The organism is Paenibacillus sp. FSL K6-0276, assembly GCF_037977235.1.
Taxonomy (GTDB): Bacteria; Bacillota; Bacilli; order Paenibacillales; family Paenibacillaceae; genus Paenibacillus_AQ.
Genome location: NZ_CP150276.1, coordinates 420218 through 447159, shown reverse-complemented (window position 1 = coordinate 447159; position 26942 = coordinate 420218). Strand labels below are relative to the sequence as shown.

The 26942-nt window shown below is 44.9% G+C and carries 27 protein-coding genes and 1 riboswitch; of the genes, 9 read left to right on the top strand and 18 right to left on the bottom strand.

The window, feature by feature from the left end; all coding sequences use genetic code 11:
* Nucleotides 1-5 precede the first annotated feature (5 nt).
* Nucleotides 6-554 (bottom strand): GNAT family N-acetyltransferase, encoded by a 549-nt coding sequence (locus MHH52_RS02045; RefSeq protein ID WP_340006343.1) that lies wholly within the window; start codon nt 552-554, stop codon nt 6-8.
* A 67-nt stretch (nt 555-621) separates the two neighbouring features.
* Complete coding sequence (locus MHH52_RS02040) at nt 622-1293, bottom strand: O-methyltransferase (RefSeq protein WP_340006342.1); 672 nt, start codon at nt 1291-1293, stop codon at nt 622-624.
* Between the two features lie 363 nt (nt 1294-1656).
* Between MHH52_RS02040 and MHH52_RS02035 the strand changes: the two genes are divergently transcribed.
* A complete protein-coding gene (locus MHH52_RS02035) occupies nt 1657-2568 on the top strand; it encodes a LysR family transcriptional regulator (protein ID WP_340006340.1) in 912 nt (303 codons plus the stop codon).
* Between the two features lie 543 nt (nt 2569-3111).
* Here MHH52_RS02035 and MHH52_RS02030 read toward each other — a convergent pair.
* The 6 genes from MHH52_RS02030 to MHH52_RS02005 all read right to left on the bottom strand — a co-directional run bounded on the left by MHH52_RS02030 (nt 3112) and on the right by MHH52_RS02005 (nt 8268).
* Nucleotides 3112-3594, bottom strand: coding sequence for an NUDIX hydrolase (locus MHH52_RS02030; RefSeq protein WP_340006339.1), 483 nt, complete (start codon nt 3592-3594; stop codon nt 3112-3114).
* 37 nt (nt 3595-3631) lie between these two features.
* Entirely contained in the window at nt 3632-5347 is a 1716-nt protein-coding gene (locus MHH52_RS02025; RefSeq protein ID WP_340006336.1) for an ABC transporter ATP-binding protein, read from the bottom strand.
* A 364-nt stretch (nt 5348-5711) separates the two neighbouring features.
* Complete coding sequence (locus MHH52_RS02020; protein WP_340006335.1) at nt 5712-5993, bottom strand: DUF6805 domain-containing protein; 282 nt, start codon at nt 5991-5993, stop codon at nt 5712-5714.
* Nucleotides 5994-6019: 26 nt separating this feature from the next.
* Entirely contained in the window at nt 6020-6187 is a 168-nt protein-coding gene (locus tag MHH52_RS02015; RefSeq protein WP_340006334.1) for a hypothetical protein, read from the bottom strand.
* Nucleotides 6160-6480: a hypothetical protein gene (locus MHH52_RS02010; protein ID WP_340006333.1), complete on the bottom strand. Its 321-nt coding sequence runs from the start codon at nt 6478-6480 to the stop codon at nt 6160-6162. The genes MHH52_RS02015 and MHH52_RS02010 overlap by 28 nt, the downstream gene beginning before the upstream one ends.
* Nucleotides 6481-6711: 231 nt before the next feature.
* The gene (locus tag MHH52_RS02005; protein WP_340006331.1) at nt 6712-8268 is read right to left on the bottom strand and encodes a sigma-70 family RNA polymerase sigma factor; all 1557 of its coding nucleotides are present in this window, start codon (nt 8266-8268) and stop codon (nt 6712-6714) included.
* A gap of 170 nt (nt 8269-8438) precedes the next feature.
* On the opposite strand from MHH52_RS02005, the gene infC reads away from it, so the two are divergent.
* Entirely contained in the window at nt 8439-8957 is a 519-nt protein-coding gene (gene infC / locus MHH52_RS02000) for a translation initiation factor IF-3 (RefSeq protein WP_340006330.1), read from the top strand.
* Nucleotides 8958-9063: 106 nt separating this feature from the next.
* On the opposite strand, the gene MHH52_RS01995 is transcribed toward infC, so the two are convergent.
* The 9 genes from MHH52_RS01995 to MHH52_RS01955 form a co-directional block, all read right to left on the bottom strand.
* Nucleotides 9064-9765 (bottom strand): histidine phosphatase family protein, encoded by a 702-nt coding sequence (locus tag MHH52_RS01995; RefSeq protein WP_340006328.1) that lies wholly within the window; start codon nt 9763-9765, stop codon nt 9064-9066.
* Nucleotides 9766-9783: 18 nt separating this feature from the next.
* A complete protein-coding gene (locus MHH52_RS01990; protein ID WP_340006326.1) occupies nt 9784-10386 on the bottom strand; it encodes a response regulator transcription factor in 603 nt (200 codons plus the stop codon).
* Nucleotides 10383-11537, bottom strand: a complete 1155-nt coding sequence (locus tag MHH52_RS01985) for a sensor histidine kinase (RefSeq protein ID WP_340006324.1) — start codon at nt 11535-11537, stop codon at nt 10383-10385. Before MHH52_RS01985 ends, MHH52_RS01990 begins: the two co-directional genes overlap by 4 nt.
* A 3-nt stretch (nt 11538-11540) precedes the next feature.
* Nucleotides 11541-12275, bottom strand: coding sequence for an ABC transporter permease (locus MHH52_RS01980; RefSeq protein ID WP_340006322.1), 735 nt, complete (start codon nt 12273-12275; stop codon nt 11541-11543).
* Between the two features lie 2 nt (nt 12276-12277).
* Entirely contained in the window at nt 12278-13186 is a 909-nt protein-coding gene (locus MHH52_RS01975; protein WP_340006320.1) for an ABC transporter ATP-binding protein, read from the bottom strand.
* Between the two features lie 194 nt (nt 13187-13380).
* Complete coding sequence (gene nfsA / locus MHH52_RS01970) at nt 13381-14133, bottom strand: oxygen-insensitive NADPH nitroreductase (protein WP_340006317.1); 753 nt, start codon at nt 14131-14133, stop codon at nt 13381-13383.
* A gap of 31 nt (nt 14134-14164) precedes the next feature.
* The gene (locus MHH52_RS01965) at nt 14165-16627 is read right to left on the bottom strand and encodes a heavy metal translocating P-type ATPase (protein WP_340006315.1); all 2463 of its coding nucleotides are present in this window, start codon (nt 16625-16627) and stop codon (nt 14165-14167) included.
* Nucleotides 16628-16741: 114 nt separating this feature from the next.
* Nucleotides 16742-16942, bottom strand: coding sequence for a copper chaperone CopZ (gene copZ, locus MHH52_RS01960; protein WP_042123576.1), 201 nt, complete (start codon nt 16940-16942; stop codon nt 16742-16744).
* Between the two features lie 53 nt (nt 16943-16995).
* Nucleotides 16996-17268, bottom strand: a complete 273-nt coding sequence (locus MHH52_RS01955) for a metal-sensitive transcriptional regulator (RefSeq protein WP_313642030.1) — start codon at nt 17266-17268, stop codon at nt 16996-16998.
* 380 nt (nt 17269-17648) lie between these two features.
* On the opposite strand from MHH52_RS01955, the gene MHH52_RS01950 reads away from it, so the two are divergent.
* The 6 genes from MHH52_RS01950 (at nt 17649) to MHH52_RS01925 (ending at nt 23110) form a co-directional block, all read left to right on the top strand.
* Nucleotides 17649-19169, top strand: coding sequence for an MDR family MFS transporter (locus tag MHH52_RS01950; protein WP_340006312.1), 1521 nt, complete (start codon nt 17649-17651; stop codon nt 19167-19169).
* Between the two features lie 5 nt (nt 19170-19174).
* Entirely contained in the window at nt 19175-19738 is a 564-nt protein-coding gene (locus MHH52_RS01945) for a PadR family transcriptional regulator (protein WP_313639022.1), read from the top strand.
* Nucleotides 19739-20148: 410 nt separating this feature from the next.
* Nucleotides 20149-21330 (top strand): hypothetical protein, encoded by a 1182-nt coding sequence (locus tag MHH52_RS01940; RefSeq protein WP_340006310.1) that lies wholly within the window; start codon nt 20149-20151, stop codon nt 21328-21330.
* Between the two features lies 1 nt (nt 21331).
* Entirely contained in the window at nt 21332-21919 is a 588-nt protein-coding gene (locus tag MHH52_RS01935; RefSeq protein ID WP_340006308.1) for a signal peptidase I, read from the top strand.
* A gap of 93 nt (nt 21920-22012) precedes the next feature.
* A complete protein-coding gene (locus MHH52_RS01930; RefSeq protein WP_340006307.1) occupies nt 22013-22621 on the top strand; it encodes a TasA family protein in 609 nt (202 codons plus the stop codon).
* Between the two features lie 159 nt (nt 22622-22780).
* Nucleotides 22781-23110: a helix-turn-helix domain-containing protein gene (locus tag MHH52_RS01925; RefSeq protein ID WP_042131791.1), complete on the top strand. Its 330-nt coding sequence runs from the start codon at nt 22781-22783 to the stop codon at nt 23108-23110.
* 207 nt (nt 23111-23317) lie between these two features.
* On the opposite strand, the gene MHH52_RS01920 is transcribed toward MHH52_RS01925, so the two are convergent.
* Nucleotides 23318-23473: an anti-repressor SinI family protein gene (locus MHH52_RS01920; RefSeq protein ID WP_340006305.1), complete on the bottom strand. Its 156-nt coding sequence runs from the start codon at nt 23471-23473 to the stop codon at nt 23318-23320.
* 27 nt (nt 23474-23500) lie between these two features.
* A riboswitch (cyclic di-GMP riboswitch) is annotated at nt 23501-23585 on the bottom strand.
* 470 nt (nt 23586-24055) lie between these two features.
* Here MHH52_RS01920 and MHH52_RS01915 point away from each other — a divergent pair.
* Nucleotides 24056-26923: a 2-oxoglutarate dehydrogenase E1 component gene (locus MHH52_RS01915; RefSeq protein ID WP_340006302.1), complete on the top strand. Its 2868-nt coding sequence runs from the start codon at nt 24056-24058 to the stop codon at nt 26921-26923.
* Nucleotides 26924-26942: the final 19 nt, after the last annotated feature.

Sequence of the window (26942 nt, the reverse complement as noted above, 5' to 3'; positions counted from 1 at the left end):
ATGGCTTAGGAGCACCTATCTTCATATTCAATCCTAGTTAACCCGTAAAAGACTAGATCCTCGAATTTATCCCATTTTAAAATATGCCGTTTAAATTCCCCTTCAAATCTCATTCCAGCTTTTTTCATAACATTGGAGGAAGCAGGATTTCTAGACATTGCCGCTGCCCATATTTTATTTAATAGCAGGTCTTCAAATCCAAAATCGATCAGTTTCTTTGCCGCTTCCGTCGCATATCCATTTCCCCAAAAGGGACTACCTACCCAATAAGCAAGTTCACCTCTTCTATGCGATTTGTCTATATTTAGACTCATACAACCTATTAAGGTATTACTCTCTTTACTAATTAAAGCAAAAGGAAATCCTTCACCATCGTCTGCTCTCTTCCTACAGGCACCAATCCAAGATTCAGCCGCTCCATCAGGGTATGGATGAGGAATAGACAGCGTTGTTCTAGCTACTTCAATATCCCCAGCAAGCTCTTGAACTTTATTGGCATCTGTTGATTGAAACGGTCTTAGAATTAACCTTTGTGTTTCAAATGTAGGTTGCATAGAGTACCTCTCACTATTGGATTTTCAATAGATTATATTACAATTGTTGGATATTGCAATATATAAATCAGCTATTCACAATCCCCAATACGAATCCATCATACCCTTTACTTCCCACCGTCTGAATGGCAGTAGCCGAAATCCTAGGCTCTTCAGCCAACAGATCATAAAATTCCCGTACGCCTACTACACGAGGATCTTTGCTATTCTTGTTAATGATCTCACCTTCTCGGATCACATTATCGCCAATAATCACCGTTCCGGGATGGGAAAATTGAAGCGCCCATTGTAAATAGTTAGGGTTGTTCGGTTTGTCCGCATCAATGAATATAAAGTCAAAGGGTTCCACACCCTCTTGTTCCATCTGAGACAATTGCCCCAAAGCATCGCCTATACGAAGTTCTACCAGATCATCTACCTGAGCAAGCGAGAAATTGGCCCCTGCCACCTGAGCATGAGATGGATCTAGCTCCAAAGTAACGATATGTCCGTCAGACGGGAGCGCTCTTGCCATCCAAATCGTGCTATACCCACCCAAAGTGCCAATCTCCAGAATCCGGCGTGCACCTTTCATTTGAACCAATAGGTTAAGGAACTTACCCTGACTAGGTGAAACATCAAAGGGCGGCAGCCCTGCCTGTTGATTAGCGGACAACACTTCCTCGAGCACGGAATCCTGTGGAATTAGGCGCTCTGTAATGTACTGATCGACTTTATCCCATGTAGTCGTTTGATTCATATTTATCACTTCTCCTTTGGTTTGACTTCTAGTTAAAATGAACCTGTCATTTCCCATTTAGGGATCGGTCGTAACTACGAGGAGTGTTTGGACTTCCGGCCGCTGTTGTCTCCAGATTTCTTTAATTAAACCACTACTCGTGGTTGAAATCCGGGGACAAAGGCGGTCGCTAACGCTCCTACAGTTCCAAACCTCCTCTTCGTTACTCCCTTTCCCTAACTAAAAATTCAAGTTCAAATTCAAGTTCAAGTTCATCTTTATACCTGTATTGTAAATCAGTTATAATCATAAATATAATATATCTTTAACTATAAATTATATATTCAGTATATGAATCGAACGATAGCAGATGGGAGTTTAACCATGAATCTACATGCGTTACGCTTATTCCATGTGATCGCATCAACGGGAAGTGTGACACGCGCCTCAGAAACTTTAAGTATCAGTCAGCCTGCGATTACTGCTCAGATCAAGAAATTCGAAAAGGAACTGTCCTTCGCCTTATTTAAGCCTCAAGGGAGAGGGATTGCATTAACGGATGCGGGCGAAGAGCTTGCTCTACTCGCCAAAAGACTCTTCGCCGTCGAACAGCAGATCGAACAATTCGCCCAGGATTACGTTAACGGCACGAATGGAAGTATTCGTCTAGCCGCGACGTATTTACCCGCTCACTTCCTTATCCCTACCTGGATCGCAAAGTTCAAACAACAATATGAACAAGTAGAAATGGTGATTACCACCACCAATTCAAGCGATGCTCTGAAGCAGCTGTTAAATGTAGAAGTGGATATGGCGATTTACGGAGGGATTGCCGAGGCATATCCAGATACGATCCAGACAGAGGAGTTATTTCAGGACGAGTTATGGTTTGTGGTCGCACCCCATCATCGCTATGCGAATCAGCAAATTTCTCTATCCGAAATGATGAAAGAATCTTTTGTCATGCGTGAGGAAGGAAGTTCGACGAGGGAGAGATTATTATCCTTATGCCGTACATACAACATGCCAGCTCCCACAATCTCTTTGCAATTTAATGGACTACATGAAGCGATCCAAGCGGTCATCGCCGGATATGGCGCGAACTTCGTCTCTTCGCTCGTTGTACGCGAATATGTAGAACGTGGAGAGTTATGCCGAATTTATGTTGAAGGAATACATCTGAAGAACAGCATTGCGATCTGTACGCGGAAAAATGAACCTTTATCAGCCTCGGCGGCAAACCTTATTCAGATGATCCGCCAAAATCCCTATACCTTTGAGGGCATTAAAGCATAGCTTTATACTTTCTTATATTTACAGCTTACGGAGCACACATTGTTGTACTTCCCGCAGGATTTTCGGTGGTTTGGCGAGTAAGAACTACAGTGTAGGTGGAGGATTTTACTTTGGTGGAATACGTTATAGGGAAAACCTCCCTATAAATTAGGTCACAGCTGTTATATGACCAGGTTATACGGAATTTCTCCCTATATATTGACCAATTTCAATTAAATTCACCGATTTCAGCTGAAATATAGGGAACAATTCCCTATATTCTATCGAAATGACCTCATAATATAGAATTATAGGTAATAATTCCCTATAATTCTAGCGGTTTGACCCTGAAGTAGAGAAATAGAAAGCATTAAAAAAGTTTATGTGTGAGAGTAGTGATCTTTTAGAATCTGGCGGATGATTCCTTGCTTCTCCCACGTCTCCTGGTTCTTCACGTTCATCCCACCTACTTTTTTTCATCGGAGTTATCCACATTTTTTGACTGCATAATTTCCTATACAACAAAAAAAGCCATCCTTTGCGGGATGGCCTATCAATCCTATTTTACACCGTTCGATCTAAATAGACTTCAAACGTATCTCCAGTTACATAATCCATATACCTCGTATTCCCATCGTAATCCAAGTAAGCTTGATAGCGGGTACGAATAGCCGGTTGTGTAATCCAATCAAGCACTTTCTCTTTTACCACCCACATCACTTCAGATGTTTCCTCCGAGGTACATAATTCCCCACCCACGGGCTTGCAGATAAAATCAAACATGACCTTGGTAGGAACATCCGTCACACCGTCATACCATTTATGAATGCCTGTATTCGAATACACACCAATCAATCGAGAAACCGTAACATCTATTCCACTTTCCTCTTTAATCTCTCGAATTAATGCATCGATTAGGTTCTCTCCGACCTCTACTTGTCCACCAGGGAATACCCAGCCTCCATGATGAGTCTTTACTAAAAGGATATCTCCTTGTTCATTTTCCGCGAATCCACCTACCGCTACAATATGTGTTGGCCAAGCCATAGATCGCACCTCTTTTTTTTAAGAAGAGGTTAACAATTTAATCAGCATTTGTAAACGATATTTTTCTACTCCATAACGCTTTAAAAGCTTCGCAATGCTCTATTAAATCATCAAACTTCCCTTCACCCACAACCGAGCCTTGATCCACTACCAGTATCTTATCAACGTCTTTTATAAAATTCAGTCGGTGGGCAACAATGATGATGGTTTTGTCCTTAAATTCCTTTAAAATCGTCTCCATGAGACTTTGCTCCGTAATATTATCAAGTGCTGACACCGGCTCATCCAGAATTAGAACATTTCTTTTTTGGGCAATGATTCTGGCAAAAGCTAATCGCTGTCTTTCCCCGCCTGACAATTTAACCCCTTTTTCACCCACCAAAGTATCTAAACGATCCGGTAAGTGGCTTACTTTTTCCTGCAAATGAACTTTTCCCAAAATCTCATACAGCTCTTCATCGGACAAGGTATGCTCATCAAATACAATATTGTCCCTTATAGTCGCGTCAAAAATCGGCGTGTCTTGTGATAAGTAAGAGATGTGATCATAGTAGCTATCCAGATGAATCTCATCGATATCCTTACCATCCAATAAGAGTTCACCTTTGTTCTTTTTTAATAATCCTACGATCAATTTTATCAGGGTAGATTTCCCGCCTCCACTTAATCCGACAATAGCAACGGACATTCCTCGCCCAACGGAAAAGCTCAGGTTGTTCAGAATTCCTACATTACCATAGTCAAAAGATACATCCTTAAATTCAATATTGCCGTGGATCTCAGTGACGACTTCTCCGGACTCCAAATTTCTATCTTCTGGGGCATCAATAAATTCCTCAAATCTTCTGTAGGTCACTTTATTCAGTCTGTAATCTACAAATAGAACATTGAAAATGGCAATCGGCGAGTAAATCTTATCAATAAACATAAACAATGCGACCACAACACCAAGTGACGTATCACCTGCGACAATACTTTTCACACCATAAATCAAGACGACGACTTTAATTACCGTGACAAACAGCTCGAATATCGCGAAAAAAGCTTCGTGAATCATTTGTAGCTGGGCATTTTTATGAATGATAGTGCGTGCGGTTTGGCTTAACTTATCGATCTCTTTCTCATATCGTTTATTAGTTCTGAAGACGACCAATTCCATAAATCCACGGATAGAGAATCTGGACATCTTTTCTTGTTCCTGGAGAATGGTAGCCTTCATCGCATACAGAAATTTCAACAGCAGATTCGTTATCAAAAAGATGACCACGTAGCCAGCTGCAATCACTACCATGATCCTTAAATCATAGAAGCTGATAAAGATTAGACTGAACAGAAGAGTGGGCAATAACTCATGTAATGTTTTGAGGAAAAAAGAATAGATCATGCTGTTTCCAGCCGCTGCCCCGTTCTCGATCACTTTAATCATCTGCCCTGTGCCCATATCCTGATAGGCTTGATAGTCGATTTTGGATATTTTAGATAGTGCAAGTATCTTTAATCTCTCCGTTATACTGTTCGATAGATATACACTAGGGTATTCGTCCACATAATTTAGGATCACCACCCCAGCCAACAAACCCCCATACACCATGATTAAATTAGATATTTCACCAAAGCTGTTGATCATCGTGGCCTTGTCTAATATTTTTTGAAACACTACAATGCCTAAACTACTCAACAGCTGAATAGTAAAACCCAATAAAATATAACCACATATCCACCATTTCAGGTGGGATAGACTCTTTCTTAACATAACGTTCTTCCCCCTCTTTCAATTGAATGCAAAAAAGCCAGGCAACCCCCACCATCCAACTGTAAAAAACCATCCACAAATAAACGGTTCTCTAAGTTAAATAGTTAAGTGCCAGGCTCTATAGAAATAGCTGCCTATGACACCGTTCAAAGCTCTAGTTAGTGTAATCAAAAGGATAGACTACCCCCTTGATAGCTGGTACGCGTTTTACCCAGCCCGATAACTAGTTCCTTGTAACGGTACGGAAAGACATCCATTTCACCTCAATTAAAAGAATTGTACCTATTATAATTCTCGAAGCCTTTTTATTCAAGAATTACGTTTGACGATACGTAGTCCTGCTACTTGGCCAACCTTATCCCCTTCATGCGAAGCGAACTTGATTGTGAATGGTTTCCAGCTTGTTCATCTCTTCAGACTCAAGGACGCCTAGCCCAAGTTGTTCACCATCAGCCGGAATATCGAAGGCCACCGAAGTATCGTTGGACTTCAAATACGTTACTACCAAATCCACTTGCTCTTCTGGCAAGACTTCCATCGTGAAGGAGAACCAGCCATTGATCCAGCTGTCGCGATACTTGCGGTTATAAATTTTGCCTAAGCCAACATACTCACCTTCGAAGTGATGGTCGCGTTCAGGCTGCATCTCAGCAGGTTGTACTGAATCGACGGTTAGCTGTTCAAGCAGTAGATTAAAACTTCCATCCGGAACACATTTTTGCTCACATTAGACTGAATGAGGCTGCCCGTCAGCGTCTCACGATCACCGATTAATACGGAAGCAAGGGCGCGATCACTACCTAGCTCTGCATTTATAGGTCCAAAATCACCTGCGAGCACAAGCGGACCATAGAGGAACGCAATTCGATTCTTACCGACATCGGAATATCATATTCGACTACGTCTCCATCCTGCCACACTCTATCCAGCGTACGGTAGCTGGATTTGCCCACATTCACTGGAATGTCTTCACCATTCACTTTAACGCTCATTCCTTGCTCAGCCCAGTAAGGGTATCTTAGCTTCAATGTGAATTTAATTGGTTTCTCTGCGCTAATACGCAGGGTGCCTTGTCCCTCTTCTGGGAACTTGGTCTCCTGCTTTACACGGATGCCCTGCTCTTTCCAAGTCACTGTTGAAGGCACGTACTGATTCACATAGTGAATTCATCTCAGAAACGCCATGGAAACATGTAGAACGTGCAATGGGGAATTATGAGCTAATCATTGGCGTGAATGAAACGATCTATTTAAGTGAGGAGTTTCGAAGTAGGCCCTGACGAATAATGATTGAAGTAAAGGGGCTGACCCTAAGTAGCATTCACTACTTTTGAGACAGCCCTTTCTTCGACATAGAATCTTATATTATTGAATCGTTTGCGATGACGAATTCCATCTCCAGCGCGGAGCTACGCCTTGCAGATGCCCCCCTCCATACCATTCATCGATCCCTTTCTTCTCGGCCCAGTCCTCTTTTCCAGACATTACGTTCTTTCCGAACGCTGTTAATACAACCTCACAATCTTGAAATTGCATCACTGGTTCGTTATAACCGGGGAATTCCTTCAAGCCACGCATTTGCAGCAACGGGTATGGCTCTTGTGCCATCTTTCTTAGAATATGCCAATATTGCAGATCGCCCATTCCTAATATGTGAAGCTTATCACCCACATTTTTGAACAACTCACACGGTGATTTTATTCCCTCATGGATCATCTCCAGTGTGGATTGCTCTACAATCCCAAGTCCATTATAGGTAGATGGGAAACGCGATAAATGCGCTTGGAATGCGTCATGTGCAAATGGCAGTGCAGACGTATCTTTTGTTAATAATTCCCTTAATAATTCTGGATTCGGTGATACATAAGCTTCCCAGAACGCCTGTCCTACTTCTAGTTCCTTGTCGCCGATTAACTTCCACGTTCCTGATAAAGTCTCCATTTGCTCTACAGATAGTTGTCCAAGTCCTCGAAACAACTCAATTCCGGGATACTCTCCGATGCACAATAAGCTCAGCTTCGTTGTTAACAATTTCTGCTTTGAGAACCAGTGGAGCAAATAGCACAGCATCGTCTGGTCAAATAGATCATACTCGAACCACAACACCACTTCCTCATATTTATGAAAGTCAGCTAATATTTTTTCCTGACTCTCACTGCCCTGTATGAATTCCATCTGCGGAATCCCCATCGTTTGTTCCAAATATTGCGCTCGTATTAAGCGGTTATCCTGTTCCGCAGGCTCTAAAAAGACCGGTCCATGAGAGTAGACCTCTCTCCAAACTAATACATCACCTTGCACAATTCCCTGACGCAGCTTATCTCCCACTACATCTCCGTTTACAATATGAAGCACACCTTTTCCTCCTTCGTACAAATGGTTGAATACGGAGAGGACATCCGCTACAGGTAGCGCCCCTTTAAGCTTGCGGCGAGCATCAAAGAGTCGTTTCTTCAATACCGGGATTGAAGTCCCCAGAAAGTCAGCAATCTCTTGAAGAGAATATCCCTGAAAATAATATAATTGAACGGCGATCCGCATATTGGACGTTAATGCAGCTATAGACTCGTGAAGCAGTCGCCGCGCTTCTTTTTTCTCAATAATGTCCGCCACACTACATGAAGATTCTGTCGATTCCACAGCTTCATCGTAGGGTAATGCAGGATGCTGCTTTCTTCGCAAGATTCGATAACATTGCCTTGTTACTATCGCTTTAAACCAGCCTGGAAATGCCTCTACTGCTCGTAATTTATTCAAATTTAGGAAGGCTTCAGTGAAAGCTTCTTGCACAGCATCCTCCGCTAATTGGTAATCGTGTAGCTTTTCATATGCAACTGCATTCGCCATCGGTGTAAAGCGCCTAACAATCTGTTCAAAAGCTTGACGATCTCCTCGTCCTGCCTCTTCAATATACTGAAGCATACTTTCGCTCGCTCCCTTCTTCCGTATTATATACAAGTGCCAATGAAGTTCCCAAAGGTTACGGATTTGAATCAATATCTTTCACATAAAATCCTCTCTCCACATTTGAACCACAAGCTAGTTCCATATATGATAGCTTTATCATTGTTATCAGGGGAGGATTCACCCAAGTGACCGTATTAATCAACGAACAAATTAGAGCATCCGAAGTAGTGCTTACTGGACTTAGAGGTGAGAAGCTGGGGATTGTATCCAGAGAAGAGGCACTGGCAATGGCTCGTTCTGCAGGTGCAGATCTGGTATGCACCTCACTGATGAGCAGCCCGCCACCTTGCAGCCTGACCCCGAAGGGCAAGGCAAAAGCAGCCGCGCAGAAGGAAGCAGCGGCAACACGCAAGGCGAGCGCAGGCTCGGCAACAAAGGGAGGCAGCAAGGAAAAGGTCAAAGAGCTACGCTTCACTGCTCATATTGAAGAGCATGATTACGATACGAAGCTTCGTCAGGCAGAGAAGCATCTCCGCTCTGGCAAGCCAGTCCAACTAGTCGTGAAGGCATCCGGCGCCAAAGAAGCCGCTGCTTCCAAGGCCGTATTGGAGCGACTAGTGACTGATCTAAAGGAAGTCGGAACGAAAGAAACCGGCATCCAGACAGGTGGTAAAGGGTCGCAGGTAAAATTAAACCCGCGTTGAAGAGTGGCCTATGCCGATCATTCAAAAGCAAGCAAACAAGGCCATCCTCTGCGGGATGGCCTATCAATCCATAAGCAATGTCCTTGCTCGCTCTTAATCTTTCAACTTACACATGATTGCCCATTAATCCCCTTGGGCGATAGTTCATGCCACCAGCATAAAGGTGGGAGACATCTCCTAGTCCAATACATCTAGGAACCGCAAAGTGCTTGCTACGCTCTTCGAACAAGATCGTCGTTACCGAGCTTGGCGCTAACCAAAATACGGACCAGGCCAAAGCCAGAGGAATCTGCAGCAAATGAGCTAGCCAAGCGAGACCAAAGCCACCGTGGCATATTACTCCGATCTTCTTGGTAGAAGGCTCGAGGATACGATAAAGGCCATCTTCTCTTTTATAGTGGTGTCTCAGCAAGAATTGATCTGAGGCCGCTTGTAATTCGCTGAATCTCAATCTGTATTCTTCTTGTTTCAACCAATGATCCGTCTCATCAGACCACATTCTCTTTCCACTCGATAGCTCGCTAATATGTTCTCCGGGGCTATCCCATATAGACGCCAATTGTCCATCCAACATAATCTCTGTCCAATCCAGTTCACGAGTCCATGGTTCTGTCTGAATTACAAGTCCCGTCTCTTTGGCCACATAACTTGCTGTTGTCTGTGCTCTCCCCAGTGGTGAAGCATACAGTTCATCCAGACTGATAGAAGCCATACGTTGTCCCAATGCTGCCGCTTCCTGATGCCCGAACTCCGTAAGATCGTCTATAGTGTAATCCGGATCACCATGCCGAATCAGAAATATTTGCATAATAATGCCCTTCTCCCCTCAAATCCAGCCTTTTTCTTCTGCCAGCCGTACTGCTTCAATTCGACTTTTCACTTCCAGCTTATTGAGTATTTCAGAGATATAATTACGAACTGTGCCATGGGAAAGATGTAGCGAAAAAGCGATCTCCCCTGCCGTTTGCCCTTCACCAGCCAGCTTTAAAATCTCTCGCTCCCGTGCTGTGAGTGGATTCTCTTCACGCAAGCTACCGAAGACTAACTCGGGAGATACCTCACGGTGCCCAGCCATGACACGGCGAATGGATTCGGCCAGCTTATCTACAGGCTCGTCCTTTAATAAATACCCTTGTATACCAGCCTTCACTCCACGCTCGAAATACCCCGGACGTGCAAAGGTAGTCAAGATGATAATTCGAGTCGGACAACCCTTACTCCGCAATATTTCTGCAACCTCCAGTCCGCTCTTGAACGGCATTTCAATGTCCATAAGACATACATCCGGCTGAAGCCTGTCGATTAAAGCTAACGCCTCCGCCCCATCACAAGCTTCTCCGACTACTTCGATATCATCCTCAAGATCCAGCAAGGAAGCCATCGCCCCCCGAAGCAGACGTTGATCCTCCGCAATAACGATGGTTATCATGCACTCTCACCCCCTGTTGCTTCCTTAACGATTAGAGGGATCGTAACGATCAGCGTAGTTCCCTGACCTTCTTCTGAGCTTAGCGACAGAGAGCCATCAATCAGGGATAGACGTTCCGCCATCCCCTTCATGCCATTTCCATCACTAAGCTCACCATTACATCTCTCACCGTTCTGGAGGCCCATTCCGTTATCTTTAACGGTAATTCGAACTTCTCCAGTGGTCTTTGCCACCCCTATGAAGCATTTATCCGCTCTACTATGCTTCACAATATTAGTCACCGCTTCTTTAATGCAAAGGCTGAGAATATTTTGTGTCAGGTCGGATACTCCCTCTAGCGAGATATCGCCTTCCACTTCTAAGGCAATCTCTGCCGTTCGCAGCATTTCCCCCGCTTCTGCCAGTTCTTCTGCTACTGAGATCGCACGCATTTCCGACACTAGCTCACGCACCTGACGGAGCGCAGCCCGTGAAGTGCGCTGAATTTCTCGTGCCTCCTCTTGGGCTCGCTCCGTATTTTTGGTCACCAGCTTCTCTACGAGTTGACTTTTTAATGTAATCAAGGACAGCGTATGCCCGAGCGTATCATGTAAATCACGAGCGATTCGCATCCGTTCCTCGCGCTTCACCAGCTCTTTAATCACCTCATTGGCTTGATCCAGCTCTTTCTCCAGCTTCTGATGCCGATTCATGGATCTTACACCGAACGGAGTGATCAACATAATAATGATAAACGGAGTTAAGAACATTATACTAACCCATTCCATATCACGACCCACTAAGACCAGCACCGAAAGTACCATGACCACAAAAGAAGTAAATGCAATTTTGAACCCTTTATTCTCCGTATAATAAGCTATAAAATTCGCAGTGAAAAAACCCATGTACAGATTAAATGGCGTATAGAACAAACTAAGCGCCACGATGATCAACATTTGAATAATTAGCCAAACATTAAACACTCCGCCCCGAACCCAATACAGCTGCCGATAGCTGATGGCAAACACCGTGATCATAATCCCACCCAGAATGAGCTTCATTCCAGTCTCCCCGCGCAAATTCAGGATGGGCAAAATTAGATAAACAGCCCATACATAAGGGAAAAACCCCTGACTTCTCGGAAATAACTGGAACTTTCTACGCTCGGTCATTACTTACACCGCTTCCTGTTTTTTTCGGATATAAACCGATAGTAACATAAAAACCACCAAATATCCGAGCAAAATCAAGACATTACTCCACTGCGGGTAGGAGCCGCGTACGATCTCCCATGCCCCGTTTCCATAGTTATAGGAAGGTAACCAATGACCAATCTTCTGCATTAATCGTGGCAAAATCTCAATCGGCATCCACATGCCCCCCGCTACAGCAAGCGCCATATAAATCACGTTACTGACTCCACTGGCCGTATCCACCCGTCTCATAGCACCCACAAGCGTACCAATCGCCAAAAATGGAAGGGAACCAATCAGGATCCACAACCCGCTAAGCACCCATTGACCCGCAGATAAGGAGACGCCATTGATAAAATATCCTGCGGCAAAAATACAAATGACCGAGAATAGGTGCATCATCGTTTGTCCGAACATTTTTCCGAAGAAATAGACAGAACCCGGTAGCGGGGTAATCCGAATAAAGGTGGTCCAACCTTGTGTTCGCTCTTGCACCAAACGAATACCAAGCGTCATAATCGCTGAGCCCATTACACTAAAGGTTGCCATCGACATTAAGTAGTGGGCGCGCCACGTCGGGTCATCGCTACCTGTATTGACCACTCGAGTGAAGATGAAGTAGAACATGATGGGCATGAAGAGCGACCAGAACACGTAATAAGGATTACGGATGATCCGCAGCATCTCGGCTTTACACTGTACAGTAATTAGTCTCATCTTTAGATAGCCTCCTCTTGGTTCATGGTCAATTGTTCAAAAGCATCATCCAAACGTCCCTGATCTATCCGAACATCCTTCACGGGAAGTCCAGTAACAAAAATCGCTCGCAGCGCTTCATCCGTATCGTCTGTCGTCACATGAATTCGGCCTTCTTTTTCATAACAATCCTCAATAGCGGTTAGCTCCAGCAGGCTCCTGCGTAATTTAGATCGATCACCTATTGGCAAAAAGGATAGCGAACGCTTCACAATCCGCGATTTAATCTCATCTGGACTTCCGTCTGCAACTAAATGACCTTTGCTGAACAACAGAATACGATCCGCAATATCTTCGGCTTCCTGCAAATAATGCGTCGTGAACACAATCGTCTTGCCCTGCTCCGCAAGTCCACGAACCGTATCCCAGAACCGCCGCCGGGAAGTAATATCAAGTCCAACCGTAGGTTCATCGAAAAAGATCAGCTCTGGATTACCCGCTAGGGCCAGCGCGAAGCCGAGACTACGCTTTTGACCGCCCGAGAGCTTCTCGGCGTATCTATTTAAATCCGCTGGCGCAAGCCCTGTAGCTTTAATTAGAAATTCCATATCCATAGGCTGAGGATAATAGCTACGGATCAGGGCAATGATCTCCCGAACCTTTAACCGATCCATGACACTTACCTCCTGCAGCATCGCACCGGTCTTTTCACGCACCGCTTTATCTTTCGGATGTTGTCCGAATATTTTCACAGTACCTTCAGTGGGCTCTAATAGCCCCAATAACATTCCCAATGCCGTTGTTTTGCCTGCTCCGTTCGGTCCAAGAATTGCTGTAATCGATCCTTTAGCAATGTTGAAGCTGATGTTATCTACCGCTTTCTTATCCTTATATAATTTGCTGACTCCATTCATCTCTATAACAATGTCCATTCCGTAACCCCTCCGATTCCGAATGCGTTTGATCTATTTCAATCATATGGAAAAAGAGGACCTGACATTAGTATGGACTGTCATTTCTTTAAGATGACAACTGTCACCTTCATGCCTCAGGACACAAAAAAAGAGGCTGCCCTATCCGTAGTTTTAACTACGAATAGAGCAACCTCTTAAGCGAAAACGCTAGATTACCTCTTGAAGAATCCCTTTTCCTCTAGGAACTCCTTCATATGCAGCCGTGTTGGCTGTGCCAAACGCTCTGCCATGATCACCGACCAAGGTGTATCCTTGGCACCGTGGGTCCGCTCACGCATATAGTCTGAAGAGACCTGATCGTAAGTCTTGACCTGCTCCAATGTGGTTTCGGCATTGTACCGATTGCGATGCAGAACAGCCTCTAATGGAAGACGCGGACGCAGGCCCGAGGCTCCGTCAGGGTAGCCCACACACATTCCAAATATCGGGTAGACCAGTTCAGGCAGTCCCAGCAGCTCAGATACCTCCGCGATCCGGTTACGGATTCCGCCGATATAAACAATCCCGAGCCCAAGTGATTCCGCAGCCACAGCAGCATTCTGTGCAGCAAGCGTAACATCAACAGTAGCTACTATAAGGTTCTCAGCAGAATCTTCATACGAAGTCTTTCCCTGCAAATGAGGTTTCGTCACCTCACGCAGACGATACAGATCCGCACACCAGACCAAGAAGACTGGGCATTGTTCTATATAAGCCTGATTGCCTGCTAATCCGGCAAGCTCTGCTTTTAGAGCCGAGTCAGTCACTGCAATAACACTATAGGCTTGTACACTGCTGGAAGTCGAAGCCATTTGACCTGCTTCAATAATCGCTGTAAGCTGCTCTTCACTTACTGGCTTATCCTGATACTTGCGGACGGATGCATGTCTCATTAGTAGAGATATTGTCTCGTTGTTTTCTTGCACAGCGGCCACTCCTTACATAGTTATGATTCTCTTACAGCTTAACCCGCTGTAGCCGAAGTGCATTCAATACGACGGACACGGAACTGAATGCCATCGCAGCTCCAGCTAGCCATGGAGCTAGAAATCCAAGTGCAGCAATCGGTATACCTATTGTATTGTAAGCAAGCGCCCAGAACAAATTCTGTTTAATATTACCCATCGTTTTACGGCTCATCATAATGGCATCGGGTATGCTCTTCAGATCACCCCGCATCAGCGTAATATCCGCAGCCTCCATGGCTACATCCGTACCTGTACCGATCGCCATGCCCGTATCAGCAGTAGCCAGTGCAGGAGCATCATTGATCCCATCCCCAACCATGGCTACCTTTGTCCCATTCCGCTGCAGCTTACGAACTTCCTCGGCTTTGCCTTCCGGTAGAACCTCTGCTAACACTTTTCTAATACCTGCTTGCTTCGCAATAGCCTCCGCTGTAATTTTATTGTCACCTGTGATCATAACGACCTCTATACCCATATCATGAAGCGCTGCTACAGCCGCCTTTGAAGTCGGCTTAATCGTATCAGCCACAGCTACAATTCCGGCAATTTCATCGTCCACCGCTACAAGCATAGCTGTCTTTCCTGCCTCTTCCAGCCTCTTCATGATTGGAGCCCACTCTGTGATGTCCAATTGATGGTCTTCCATCATGCGCCGTGTACCCACCCTAACTTGTTGATTGGAGACAACAGCCATAATACCCCGTCCAGGCACATTATCAAGCTGTTCAGCGGTGGGCAAGGTCAATCCTCTTTCGGCAGCTCCTGCTACAATGGCTTCCGCAAGCGGATGCTCTGACAATTTCTCGGCTGCCGCAGTTAAAGCTAATAGACGATTCTCAGCATTTTCTTTACCATAAGCGGCAATTCCAGTTGTAGTCACGATATCAGTCAGCACGGGTTTACCGTTTGTGACCGTACCTGTCTTATCTAAGACAACAATCTTAATCCCTTGTGCGCCTTCTAAATGCTCACCGCCCTTGAACAGGATGCCAAGCTCCGCAGCGCGGCCCGATCCCGCCATAATAGAGGTCGGCGTTGCTAGACCTAGTGCACATGGACAAGCGATTACGAGCACCGCAATGGCTTTTTCAAGGGCATCGGCGAATTGACCAGGTGCTGCCCAGAAGTACCAGACCAAGAAAGTGATCACCGCAATTCCTACAACAATCGGTACAAAAATTCCTGAAATGACATCCGCGATCCGCTGAATCGGCGCTTTAGAGCCCTGGGCCTCTTCCACCACTCTTATGATTTGGGCAAGTGCAGTGTCTCTTCCTACTTTATTTGCTTTGATTCTCATGATCCCATTCTTATTTAAAGTAGCACCGATAACGGTATCTCCTGGTTTTTTCTCTACAGGAATACTTTCGCCGGTCAACATAGACTCGTCCACAGAAGAGGAACCCTCTACTACCTCACCATCCACTGGTACCTTTGTTCCGGGCTTCACCAGCACAATATCGCCAGGAATCACTTCATCTGTCGAGATATTCATCTCTTGCCCATCACGAATTACGAGAGCGGTCTTTGCCTGAAGACCCATTAAGCTCTTAATGGCGTCAGAGGAACGGCCTTTCGCCAGCGCCTCGAACCATTTACCTACGAGTATGAGTGTGATGAGTACAGCACTCGTCTCATAATACATTTGGGCGGTATGATTCATTCCCTTCATACTTAATGAATCAATCGTCAGATAGAGACTATAGAAATACGCCGCTGATGTTCCTAATACGACTAACACATCCATATTAGCACTCCCGTTACGAAATGCTTTATACGCGCCTACATAAAACTGCCAGCCGATGATAAACTGTACGGGAGTCGCCAGAACAAGCTGAAACCAAGGATTCATAAACATCTCCGGTGTTGGAATCCAGCTTGTGAATGAGAAATGACCTGCCATCGCCCATAACAATGGGAAAGAAAGAATAGCAGAAATGATCCACTTCCATTTCTTATGCTGAATTTCCTGTACACGACGATCCACATGATCTTTGCGGTCTTCTTTAAGCGAAGCTTTATACCCGATGCTGCTTACCTTTTCCATGATCTCTCTTGGACTGATGTTACTGGGTGTATACTCCACATGTGCCGTTTCCAGTGCTAAATTCACGTTCACCGCTGCTATACCTGGCGTACGACTCAACACTTTTTCGATCCGTGCCGAGCATGCAGCGCAGGTCATGCCTGATATATCAAAATCCGCGGTCTCTTTGACGGTATCGTAGCCAAGAGCGTGGATTTTATCTTCAATTTGTGGTAACCCTGATACAGAAGGATCGAATCCGACAGTAGCTTGTTCCAAGGCTAAATTTACATTTGCGCGAGAAACACCCTCCATCCGGGACAAACCTTTCTCAATTCGAGCTGCACAAGCGGAACAGGTCATGCCTGTAATCTGTATGGTCGCTTGCTGTTCGTTTGGTGAAGATGTTGTTTTTAACTTATCCATGATTCCTAAGCCTCCTCATACCCCTATAGGGTATGATAATTTCTAAAAAAAGAAAAGGCTTTGGAGCTTGGGCAATTCCCCAAACAGCTCCAAGCCTTATTACTGTACTTCAAATTAAACTACATCATACCCTTGATCTTCAATGGCTTCTTTAATCGCTCCAAGACTAACCTTGTTCTCATCATACTCAACGGAAACTTTCTTAGCTGCGAGATCAACCTTAGCAGTTGCTCCAAGATTGCCTACGGCCTTCTCTACAGAGCTAACACAGTGACCACAAGACATTCCTTCTACATTAAGTGTAGCGTTTGACATAATTATAACCTCCAATAAATGTTATGAAGCCCTGCTATATGAGCATTAGCTTATTATTTCATTAATTTGTTAACCGTAATTAGGAGCTCGTCGATAACCTCATGTTCACCGGCTTCAATTCGTTCAACTATACAACTCTTCATATGCCCTTCCAGCAACATCTTACCAACACCGTTTAGAGCCGCTTGAACGGCTGCGAGCTGGTTGAGCACATCATCACAATAAGTATCCCGCTCTATCATACCCTTTATCCCGCGGATCTGACCCTCAATCCGGTTGAGGCGAGTATTCAAACTACTCTTAAAATCTGCCGAATGATGACTTATTCGTTCTCCAGATGCCGAGGAATGACAGTCACCGTCGCAGAATTTCTCAGCTTGTTCTTTGTTACTAGTAGACACAGGAATCAGCCTCCTTGCCAATAATATAATATACCCCCGTAGGGTATGTCAAGAGACATCCTTAATTCCTATCACACTCCAATTCCATTTTTTCAAGCATAAACGCCTTCGGCGTCCTTATAAGTACGGTAAGCGTTTAAGCGAGAAATATAAGACATATAGTATGGTGTGAAACTTATACTTCTTATATTTGATAAAAAACTATTGCCACCCTATTCAAATTTGAATATAATAAATTTTGTTTCTAAACTATGAACATTTTTCGAACGGATTTTTCACTATTTAGAAAAAGGAGCCTGCGAAGCATGCATACTAAAGAAAGTAATCTTAAACTCGTAGTTGTTGGCCTGCTGCTCGGTATTCTTATGTCCGCTATGGACAATACCATTGTAGCTTCAGCTATGGGTACCATTGTCTCCGACCTTGGTGGTCTGGACAAAATCGTATGGGTCACCTCGGCTTATATGGTCATGGTAATGGCTGGAACCCCTATCTTCGGCAAGCTTTCGGATATGTATGGACGTAAACGTTTCTTCATGTTCGGTCTGATTGTATTCCTGATTGGCTCGGCTCTGTGCGGTACTGCCACCAGTATTACACAGCTCAGCATTTACCGCGCGATTCAAGGGATCGGCGGCGGCGCACTAATGCCAATCGCCTTCACCATCGTCTTCGACATTTACCCACCTGAAAAAAGAGGAAAGCTGACCGGCCTATTCGGTGCCGTCTTCGGAATCTCCAGTGTACTCGGACCGTTACTGGGTGCATATATTACCGACTATGTTGGCTGGCAGTGGGTATTCTACATTAACCTGCCACTCGGAATTATTGCACTTTTTCTGATTGCAACTTCTTACAAGGAATCGATCTCTCACGCTAAACAGCGCATCGACTGGGGCGGAGCCTTCACTCTCGTCGGCGCCATTATCTGCCTAATGTTTGCGCTAGAACTGGGAGGCAACCAATACGCTTGGGATTCTAGTGTCATCCTCGGCTTATTCGCGGGCTTTGCTGTTCTCTTGCTGGCGTTCATCTTCATTGAGAGAGTGGCGGCTGAACCTATCATCTCGTTCGCGATGTTCCGCAAACGACTGTTTGCAACAAGTAGCGTGACCAGCTTGTTCTATGGCTCTGCCTTTATCGTAGCTACTATCTACATTCCTATCTTTGTGCAAGGCGTATTTGGTGGTTCAGCTACGAACTCAGGCCTGATTCTCATGCCGATGATGATCGGTACGGTCGTTGGCAGTCAGACTGGGGGTCTACTTACAACAAAAACCAGCTTCCGCAACATTATGATCCTATCCGCAGTCTGCTTTGTCGCAGGTGTCTACAGTCTGAGCACTTTATCACCAGATACCTCCCGTCTCATGCTAAATGTATTCATGGCCTTGACTGGGTTCGGCGTGGGCTTCTCCTTCTCCGTACTGAGTATGGCGGCGATCCATAATTTCGATATGCGCCAACGCGGTTCGGCAACTTCAACAAGTACCTTTATGCGCTCTCTTGGGATGACGCTGGGGATTACGATCTTCGGTATTATTCAGCGAAATAGCTTCACCAGCAGTATTAGCGATGCTTTTGGCGGTAGTGAGCAGTCAGCGGGCTTCGGCGATCCACGGGCGGCCCTGACACCTGAAGCAAGAGCCAAGATTCCACCTGAAATCTTAGAGAAAATATCTAGTGCACTGTCCTCTTCTATCGCGCATACCTTTATGTGGGCCTTGATTCCTGCCGCCCTTGGTTTAGTCTTTGTGCTGCTTATGCCAAAAGACCGTCTCACCATTCCAGGTAAAGCTGTTCAGGCGTCCGAGGGCAAAAGGTAACCATTATGTCGATGAAATTGGCAATTCTCGGTCTACTGCTGGAACGGAACATGCATCCCTATGAAATTACACTGGTTATGAAAGAGCGCTCCATGGACCGAATTACAAAGCTGCAGCTCGGATCTCTCTATTACGCTGTCGATAAGCTTGCACAAGATGGTTATATCGAGGCCTTAGAGGTTATTAGCAGCAGTGATCGTCCTGACAAAACGATTTACGGTATTACTGAACAAGGCAAAACTTTATTCGAGCAGCTAATTCTACAGCAGATTAAGAAGAACGAGCCCTTCTTTCATCCGATGTATATGGCTCTTGCCATGACCCGTCATGTCGATCAAAGCAAGGTAGAGAAATTACTCGAGGAACGTATCCGTGAAACGGAGCATCAAGTGAATCTGGCTTATCAGGTGTATGAAGAGCATATTCCTATTGTTCCTCGTTCCGCACTTCATCTCATGTACGGCACCTACGAGCACACCCTGACTGAGCTAAAATGGCTGCAACGTCTCTATGATGATGTTGTAACACGCAAGTTAAATGATATTGGAACACCACTCAATACAGAGTAGAGGCCTTAGGGCCTCTTTTTTTGCGCGTCTTCCCTAACCCATACCTCTAATTGAACCCCGATGATTCTTTATAGCCGACTCTCGCGAGAGTCGGCTATTTTAATGCAATCCCCTTTTTTAGCATCGTTCTTTATTGCGAATATAATTAGATAACAAGCGATAAAATGAGATAAATAGAGATAAATTAACATTTTTGTTCTTTATAGAGCACAAACGAGATTTATTTGCAGTTTTCTTTTTGATTTATTCCCTGTATTATTCAATACAAGAAGTCATTCTTAATAAAGAACGATAATAACGAACCAAAGAAACTCAAGACATTGAGGGGAGGTATTCCTCTGAGACCCAGATCAGCAAAAAGAAGACCTAAAAGAAAGAGGCAAATCGGATTACGTGTTCTGCAATCAGGCATGGCTGTCTCCGTCTTATTTCTGTATACCTCGCAGCAAGTGGGTAGTACCTATGGTGGTTTTGGAGCTACTACGCAAGCCACTAGCACAATTAGCTTTTGCGAAGTATTTCCAAACTCAATCAAGGGACTTCTTACAGAACTCAAAGATCATGTCGAAAGAGCTGTTGCTTTAAAAGGATCGCTGCAAAGCTATACCCTCTCGGGCAGTCTCTCAGACGTTTCGGGAATAGAAGGCATGTCGCTGGATGAGCTTGATGTCGCAGCGCAAGAGATTTCCACGCAAATCTCCGCGCTTCAATCCCAAATCGATGGCGTTAATGAGCAGCTGGCTAGCAACAGCCAGATTTGGAATGACATCAATAGTGAGCTAAATGCAGCAGCAGCCGTACTATTCCAGATTGGAGGATATATGACCTCACTAGATTCAAACTGTCTAGAAATCAAGGATGAACAATTCTTCAGTGACCTACAAAATAGTCTGAATCAAAGCGGTGTACTCTCTGAATCCTTGAACGCTTCCTTAAATGGAGTGATTCATTACCTAAGCTCCATTCACGACATAGGTCTTCCATTTGCTTCGGTAGTGACCAGTGATGTTTATGGACAACTTGAGTTAAGCAACAGAGCGTTTCAGCAGCCCCTGCCCTTCCTGATTGCTTTTAATCAGCCGACCGGCAATATCTCTAGCGAACTTACCTCCACTTATGAAAGCTTTAATTCTGAAATGAATGGTCTTAAAGAATCGGCTACTTCAGGAATCAGCAATCTTCAGAGTCAGCTCCAATTGATCAGTCAAACCCGAGACCAACAATTGGAAGCGCTTGAGAAAGTCCGACTAGAGGCGCTGGAACAAGCAAAGAAAGAAGAAGAGCGTTTGGCCCTGGAGAAAAAAGAAAAGCAAGAAGCCGAGGACAAAGCGAAAGCGGAAGAGAAAGCGAAGGCGGAAGAGACTCCACCGACAGGTGAAGCTGCTCCAGAGAACATAAATAAAGAAGACCCTAAAGCCCCAGCTACTAACCCGGTCGAACCGGAAATTGGCGAAGAGCTAACGACTCCAAAAGATGTACCACAGCAAGAGGTTCCTCAGGAGACGCCAGAAGCGGAAGATACAGCTTCTTCTTCCCCACCGGCAGCAACACAAGCTCCTTCCAACCCTCAACAAGTTAAAGGTGGAGAATAATATGCGGATTAAAAAAATGATCAACAATATATTATCGAGCATCATGCTTGTGATTTTCATTCTGCTGGTAGTAGCCGTAGTTTTATCTAAAGCCTCCGGCGGTGAGCCTGCCTTCTTCGGATACCAGATCAAATCCGTACTCTCAGGTTCGATGGAACCAGGGATTCAGACCGGATCGATTGTCGCTTTAAAACCCGGAGGAGATATGAATCGCTTCCAAAAAGGCGATGTCATCACCTTTAGAAATGAAGAAAACCTACTCATTACTCACCGTGTTGTAGAAGCAACAATGAATAACGCTACCGGTGAAGCCATGTATCGCACGAAAGGCGATAACAATGATGCGCCTGATATGAACCCTACCAGCTCAACGAATGTTGTAGCTGAATATACCGGGGTCACCGTACCTTATGTAGGTTACGCTATGAATTTCGCGGTTTCCAAAGCTGGAAGTGTTGTGCTCATGATCGTACCTGGCTTGATGCTCCTGCTCTATGCCCTGTACTCGTCATGGAAGGCAGTAGCTGCACTCGAAAAGAAAAATGCTGCTATACTGCCCGCCTCTCCACCTCCAACTGAAATACAGTAATTCGTTGATTGTCCGCTTCCGCTTACGAACCGGAAGTTACAATATATAAATTTTATAAAATTTAACCACAAAAACCGAGGAGGAATTTTAATTATGGGTATCAAGAAAACATTAGGTCTTGGCGTAGCATCTGCAGCACTGGGTTTATCATTGATTGGTGGAGGAACCTTCGCTTACTTTAGTGACACTGCACAAAGCACTGCTACATTTGCAGCAGGTACACTAGATTTGAACTCCGACCCTTCCGTTATCGTAAATATTGCAAACCTGAAGCCAGGTGATACTGTGCTTAGAAGTTTCAAATTAAAAAATGACGGTTCGCTCGATATTGGGTCTATTATACTGAACACAACCACTCAAATTACGGATGCTAAAGGTGATAACTACCTGGATTTAGCAGAGTTCATCAAAGTTAAATTCCTTAGAAATAATGATAAGGGAATACCTGTCGTCGCTCCGGAAGATGTAGTTTATGAGACTACACTGGCTGCTTTAAAAAGTCAGCATCCAGACCTCGTAAAAAATACGGGTTGGGATCAACTCTTTACTGAAGCATCTGGCATTAAAGCCGGCACCAATGACAGCTTCTCAGTCCAATTTGAATTTGTGGAAAATAACCAAGATCAAAATATTTTCCAAGGTGATAGCTTAACACTGACTTGGGATTTCGTAGCTAAGCAAACTGCTGGATCCGCTAAATAATCTAATAAGTCTTCCATTCGAAGAGCAGCAGATTCTTATTCCGGAAAACGGATAAGTAGATGCTGCTTTTCTCTTTACAATAAACTTTGTCGAATTTAATGATATTTGCTATACTAATAACAAAAATTACGGAGGGGCGTCAGCATAGTGCCACAAAATATGGGCCAACGTATCCAGCATCTCCGCCTAGAAAAGGGATTGTCCCTATCTGAGCTTGCGGACAGAGCGGATGTTGCTAAGTCGTATCTTAGCAATGTGGAGAGAAACATCCAATCCAATCCTTCAATCCAGTTTATCGAAAAGATCGCCGACGCGCTTCAGGTATCCATCCACGCTTTACTCTATGGAGAGCCTAATGATGCTGAGGAATCACCTTTAGATTCGGAATGGTTCCGATTGGTGCAGGAAGCTATGGCCTCAGGCATAAGCAAACGCGAATTCAAGGAGTTTCTGGACTACCAGAAATGGCGCCTTGATCAGAAGGATTAATATTACACTGACCTGATAAGATCCTCTTCTACTCATACTATCAAGCATAAACGCCTTCGCCCTCCTAACATGGACCGCGAAGGCGTTTGTATTCTAGCAAAATATAATGATCATATACGGTGTGAAACTTATACTTTCATATATTTCGAAAAAGGGCACAGCGATAATTCGCTGTGCCCTTTTTCGAAATATAACGCTCTAAATGTATTACTGCACGGCTTGCACAGTCTTCTCATGAAAGAATCGACGAATTTCATCTGTCTTTATGCCAGCCTTCTTAGCTGCTAATAATAAATGTACCCACTCAACGTCTAGATCAATGACCTGCTGTTCTCTGTAGCTTCCCTGGTTGGACTTGTCCAAAAAATCTCCTCCTAAGATTTTACGTCCCCAGGCAATCCGGCTGTCATAGTATTTCTACCTTAGACCCGCGACTTTGTGCCCCTGTCTTTCGGCAGGTTTACCTTTTACTGGACCCTTTACACGAAAGGATCTACTTTGAAATATATGAAAACGCTAACTGCAATAACATTATACTATACTAAAGTGGAAAAGTTTGTCGATTTCTGATTAGTTTTTCCATTAAAAAACAAAAAATAGAAGCTCTTTTTTAGGATATCCTGTCCTATTAACACGATACTCGTCCTATTCATAAAATTAATTAAGCCAATATAACGATACTTTCTTCCCCTTTAGTTAAAAATAAGGATATTAGAATCATTTTAGTAGGCCATTGGAATGGGTAATGAGAAGAAACATCGTTCTTTTCAGTAGAACAAGCTAACCCATACCATTTTGCGAACGTATTGGACGAAAGAATGAATTGATTACACGTGTGGAAAGTAGCACAATAAGATAAGAAATGAAACCGCAATCATCACAGCTCCAGTAAGCGTTGACACAAAATGTCACGTATGGAGTTCATCCGTTAAGGAGGATGTATTCATGGCAGCCAAAGAGCCCTATAACGAATCCATTTGGAGTAAGTATTACGGACCCAATTTAGGCTACATTCAAGAAAGATATGAACAGTTTGTGAAAGATCCTTCCACCGTAGAGAATAATTATCGCGAGCTTTTTACAAATTCGGGTCCACCACCATTAACACCGGATAGCGAACCGGCTCCACAGCCTCGCATTTCGGGAGACACCGAATGGCTTAGAAAGGCAGTAAGAGCTTCCAAGCTAATCGCTAATATTCGTATATATGGCCATATGGCCGCTGAAATTGATCCGCTAGAGCGGGACCACAATCCCATGGCTAAATATCTCGAACTCGAAACCTATGAGCTGACTCGTGAGGATCTGATCGCACTACCTGCCACGCTCATTTGGGAGAATGCGCCGAATGATGTTCATACCGGGTGGGATGCTGTTCAGCGCATGCGTCAGGCATACACCAAGACAATCGCCTATGAATTCGGGCATGTACATGAAGAACAGGAACTGAAATGGTTGAACAGACAGGCAGAATCCACAAGCTCACCAGCACCTTTAAATAATTCAGAACGCAAAGAGCTGCTGAACCGCCTGATCCAAGTAGAGCAATTCGAAACCTTCCTCCACAAGACCTTTGTGGGTCAGAAGCGTTTCAGCTTGGAAGGCAATGACGCTCTCGTACCTATGCTGGATGAAATCGTACGCGCTGCTGCGCATGACGGCGCAGAGCATATTCTGATGGGCATGGCGCATCGTGGTCGCCTCAACGTTCTTGCACATATTTTGGGCAAACCTTATGATATTATATTTTCAGAGTTTCATCATTCTCCGAACAAGGAGCTTTTCCCTTCCGAAGGCTCTACAGGCATTAACTATGGCTGGACGGGTGATGTGAAATACCATCTCGGTGCAGACCGTGCTGTCCATGAAGGAGAAACCGTACGCACAAGAATAACACTAGCGAATAACCCGAGTCACTTGGAATTCGTCAATCCTGTCGTGGAAGGCTTCACTCGCGCTGCGCAAGAAGATCGGAGCACAGCCGGATTGCCGAAGATTGATACCAGTAAAGCAATGGCGGTGCTGATGCATGGCGATGCTGCTTTTCCAGGTGAAGGGATTGTTGCAGAAACACTTAATATCGGCAAACTTCAAGGTTATCAGAATGGTGGGACGATCCATATTATTGTTAATAACCGGATCGGCTTTACGACAGAAAGTGAAGACTCCCGTTCAACGCATTATGCGAGTGACATCGCCAAAGGATATGAAATTCCAATTATCCATGTCAACGCTGATGATCCTGAGGCTTGTATATCAGCAGTTCGTTTAGCTAGCGCATATCGCAATCAATTCAAAAAGGATTTCGTCATTGATCTCATCGGCTACCGTCGTCATGGACACAACGAAATGGATGATCCTGAAACTACACAACCTATCGTCTACAGTAAGGTACGCAATCATCCAACCGTCTACAAGGTGTATGCGGAGCGACTACAGCGTGAAAAAATCCTTACAGCTGATGATGTCCAAAAGATGCACACTGAAACAGAAGGCGTATTGCAACGTGCTTACGATAGTATGAAGGAAGGCAATTACAAGAAAAAAGAACCGAAAGCCTTCATTCCTCTTCAAACGGAGCGTTCAGCGGGAGGCACTACAGCCGTACCGATCTCCAGTCTGCAAGAGATCAATCGTGAGCTACTGACAGTTCCTGATGGATTCCAAGTCTACCCGAAGCTGGAGCGAATTCTGCAGCGTCGCAAGGATGCGCTGAATGAGGGTGAAAAGGTCGACTGGGCACTCGCTGAGTCTCTCGCCTTCGCAACCATTCTGAAGGATGGAACGCCTATTAGACTTAGCGGTCAGGATGCACAACGCGGCACCTTCGCACACCGCCATCTGGTGCTGCACGACAGTAAGACAGGAAAATTATTCTCTCCACTTCATCAGCTAAGTGATTCCCGCGCTTCCTTTGGCGTATACAACAGTCCGCTGTCTGAAGCTTCTGTACTAGGCTTTGAGTATGGTTATAATGTGTTCGCACCAGAAACTTTCGCCATCTGGGAAGCACAATATGGCGACTTCGCCAATGCAGGTCAGGTTATATTTGATCAGTTCATTGCCGCCGGACGTGCGAAATGGACGCAACGCAGCAATCTTGTCGTTATGTTACCACATGGCTACGAAGGACAGGGACCCGAGCATTCTAGCGGTAGATTGGAACGCTTCCTACAGTTGTCCGCGGAAGAGAACTGGACCGTTGCCAACTTGACCACCGCTTCTCAATATTTCCATCTCTTGCGGCGCCAAGCTGCTTTATGTGGGCAGGAAGACGCTAAGCCACTGGTGATTATGACGCCGAAGAGTCTCATTCGTAATCCGCGCAGCACATCTGCCGGAACCGAGCTCGCCTCCGGACAATTCCAGCCTGTGTTAGCAGAGCCTCTTCTAGGCCAGAAACCAGGTGAGGTCAAACGCCTAGTAGTCTGCAGCGGTAAAGTAGCTATCGATATCCAAACAGAGCTAGAAGCTGCTTCAGATAAGGATTGGTCTTGGTTGCATGTCCTTCGCCTAGAGCAACTCTACCCGTTCCCAGAACGCGAGCTGAGCGAACATTTAAATGCCTTCCGCTCTCTTCAGGAAATTGTCTGGGTGCAAGAAGAGCCGAAGAATATGGGTGGCTGGAGCTACACCGAACCTCGGTTACGCGCCATCGCACCACAGAATACAAGCGTGAGATATATCGGTCGTCCAGAACGTTCTAGCCCGGCCAGTGGTTATGCAGATGTTCATAGCTTTGAACAACGTAGAATTGTTACAGAGGCCCTAAAATCAAATTCACAAGTACAAACGGCTGTACCGTCCTCTTAAGAGGACGGTATCACAATAG

Excerpts from the sequence above, each read along its gene's own strand:
- MHH52_RS02045 (WP_340006343.1), bottom strand. The coding sequence starts at position 554 with ATGCAACCTACATTTGAAACACAAAGGTTAATTCTAAGACCGTTTCAA.
- MHH52_RS02040 (WP_340006342.1), bottom strand. The coding sequence starts at position 1,293 with ATGAATCAAACGACTACATGGGATAAAGTCGATCAGTACATTACAGAG.
- MHH52_RS02035 (WP_340006340.1), top strand. The coding sequence starts at position 1,657 with ATGAATCTACATGCGTTACGCTTATTCCATGTGATCGCATCAACGGGA.
- MHH52_RS02030 (WP_340006339.1), bottom strand. The coding sequence starts at position 3,594 with ATGGCTTGGCCAACACATATTGTAGCGGTAGGTGGATTCGCGGAAAAT.
- MHH52_RS02025 (WP_340006336.1), bottom strand. The coding sequence starts at position 5,347 with ATGTTAAGAAAGAGTCTATCCCACCTGAAATGGTGGATATGTGGTTAT.
- MHH52_RS02020 (WP_340006335.1), bottom strand. The coding sequence starts at position 5,993 with ATGCAGCCTGAACGCGACCATCACTTCGAAGGTGAGTATGTTGGCTTA.
- MHH52_RS02005 (WP_340006331.1), bottom strand. The coding sequence starts at position 8,268 with ATGCTTCAGTATATTGAAGAGGCAGGACGAGGAGATCGTCAAGCTTTT.
- MHH52_RS01995 (WP_340006328.1), bottom strand. The coding sequence starts at position 9,765 with ATGCAAATATTTCTGATTCGGCATGGTGATCCGGATTACACTATAGAC.
- MHH52_RS01990 (WP_340006326.1), bottom strand. The coding sequence starts at position 10,386 with ATGATAACCATCGTTATTGCGGAGGATCAACGTCTGCTTCGGGGGGCG.
- MHH52_RS01985 (WP_340006324.1), bottom strand. The coding sequence starts at position 11,537 with ATGACCGAGCGTAGAAAGTTCCAGTTATTTCCGAGAAGTCAGGGGTTT.
- MHH52_RS01980 (WP_340006322.1), bottom strand. The coding sequence starts at position 12,275 with ATGAGACTAATTACTGTACAGTGTAAAGCCGAGATGCTGCGGATCATC.
- MHH52_RS01975 (WP_340006320.1), bottom strand. The coding sequence starts at position 13,186 with ATGGACATTGTTATAGAGATGAATGGAGTCAGCAAATTATATAAGGAT.
- MHH52_RS01965 (WP_340006315.1), bottom strand. The coding sequence starts at position 16,627 with ATGGATAAGTTAAAAACAACATCTTCACCAAACGAACAGCAAGCGACC.
- copZ (WP_042123576.1), bottom strand. The coding sequence starts at position 16,942 with ATGTCAAACGCTACACTTAATGTAGAAGGAATGTCTTGTGGTCACTGT.
- MHH52_RS01950 (WP_340006312.1), top strand. The coding sequence starts at position 17,649 with ATGCATACTAAAGAAAGTAATCTTAAACTCGTAGTTGTTGGCCTGCTG.
- MHH52_RS01945 (WP_313639022.1), top strand. The coding sequence starts at position 19,175 with ATGTCGATGAAATTGGCAATTCTCGGTCTACTGCTGGAACGGAACATG.
- MHH52_RS01940 (WP_340006310.1), top strand. The coding sequence starts at position 20,149 with ATGGCTGTCTCCGTCTTATTTCTGTATACCTCGCAGCAAGTGGGTAGT.
- MHH52_RS01935 (WP_340006308.1), top strand. The coding sequence starts at position 21,332 with ATGCGGATTAAAAAAATGATCAACAATATATTATCGAGCATCATGCTT.
- MHH52_RS01930 (WP_340006307.1), top strand. The coding sequence starts at position 22,013 with ATGGGTATCAAGAAAACATTAGGTCTTGGCGTAGCATCTGCAGCACTG.
- MHH52_RS01925 (WP_042131791.1), top strand. The coding sequence starts at position 22,781 with ATGGGCCAACGTATCCAGCATCTCCGCCTAGAAAAGGGATTGTCCCTA.
- MHH52_RS01915 (WP_340006302.1), top strand. The coding sequence starts at position 24,056 with ATGGCAGCCAAAGAGCCCTATAACGAATCCATTTGGAGTAAGTATTAC.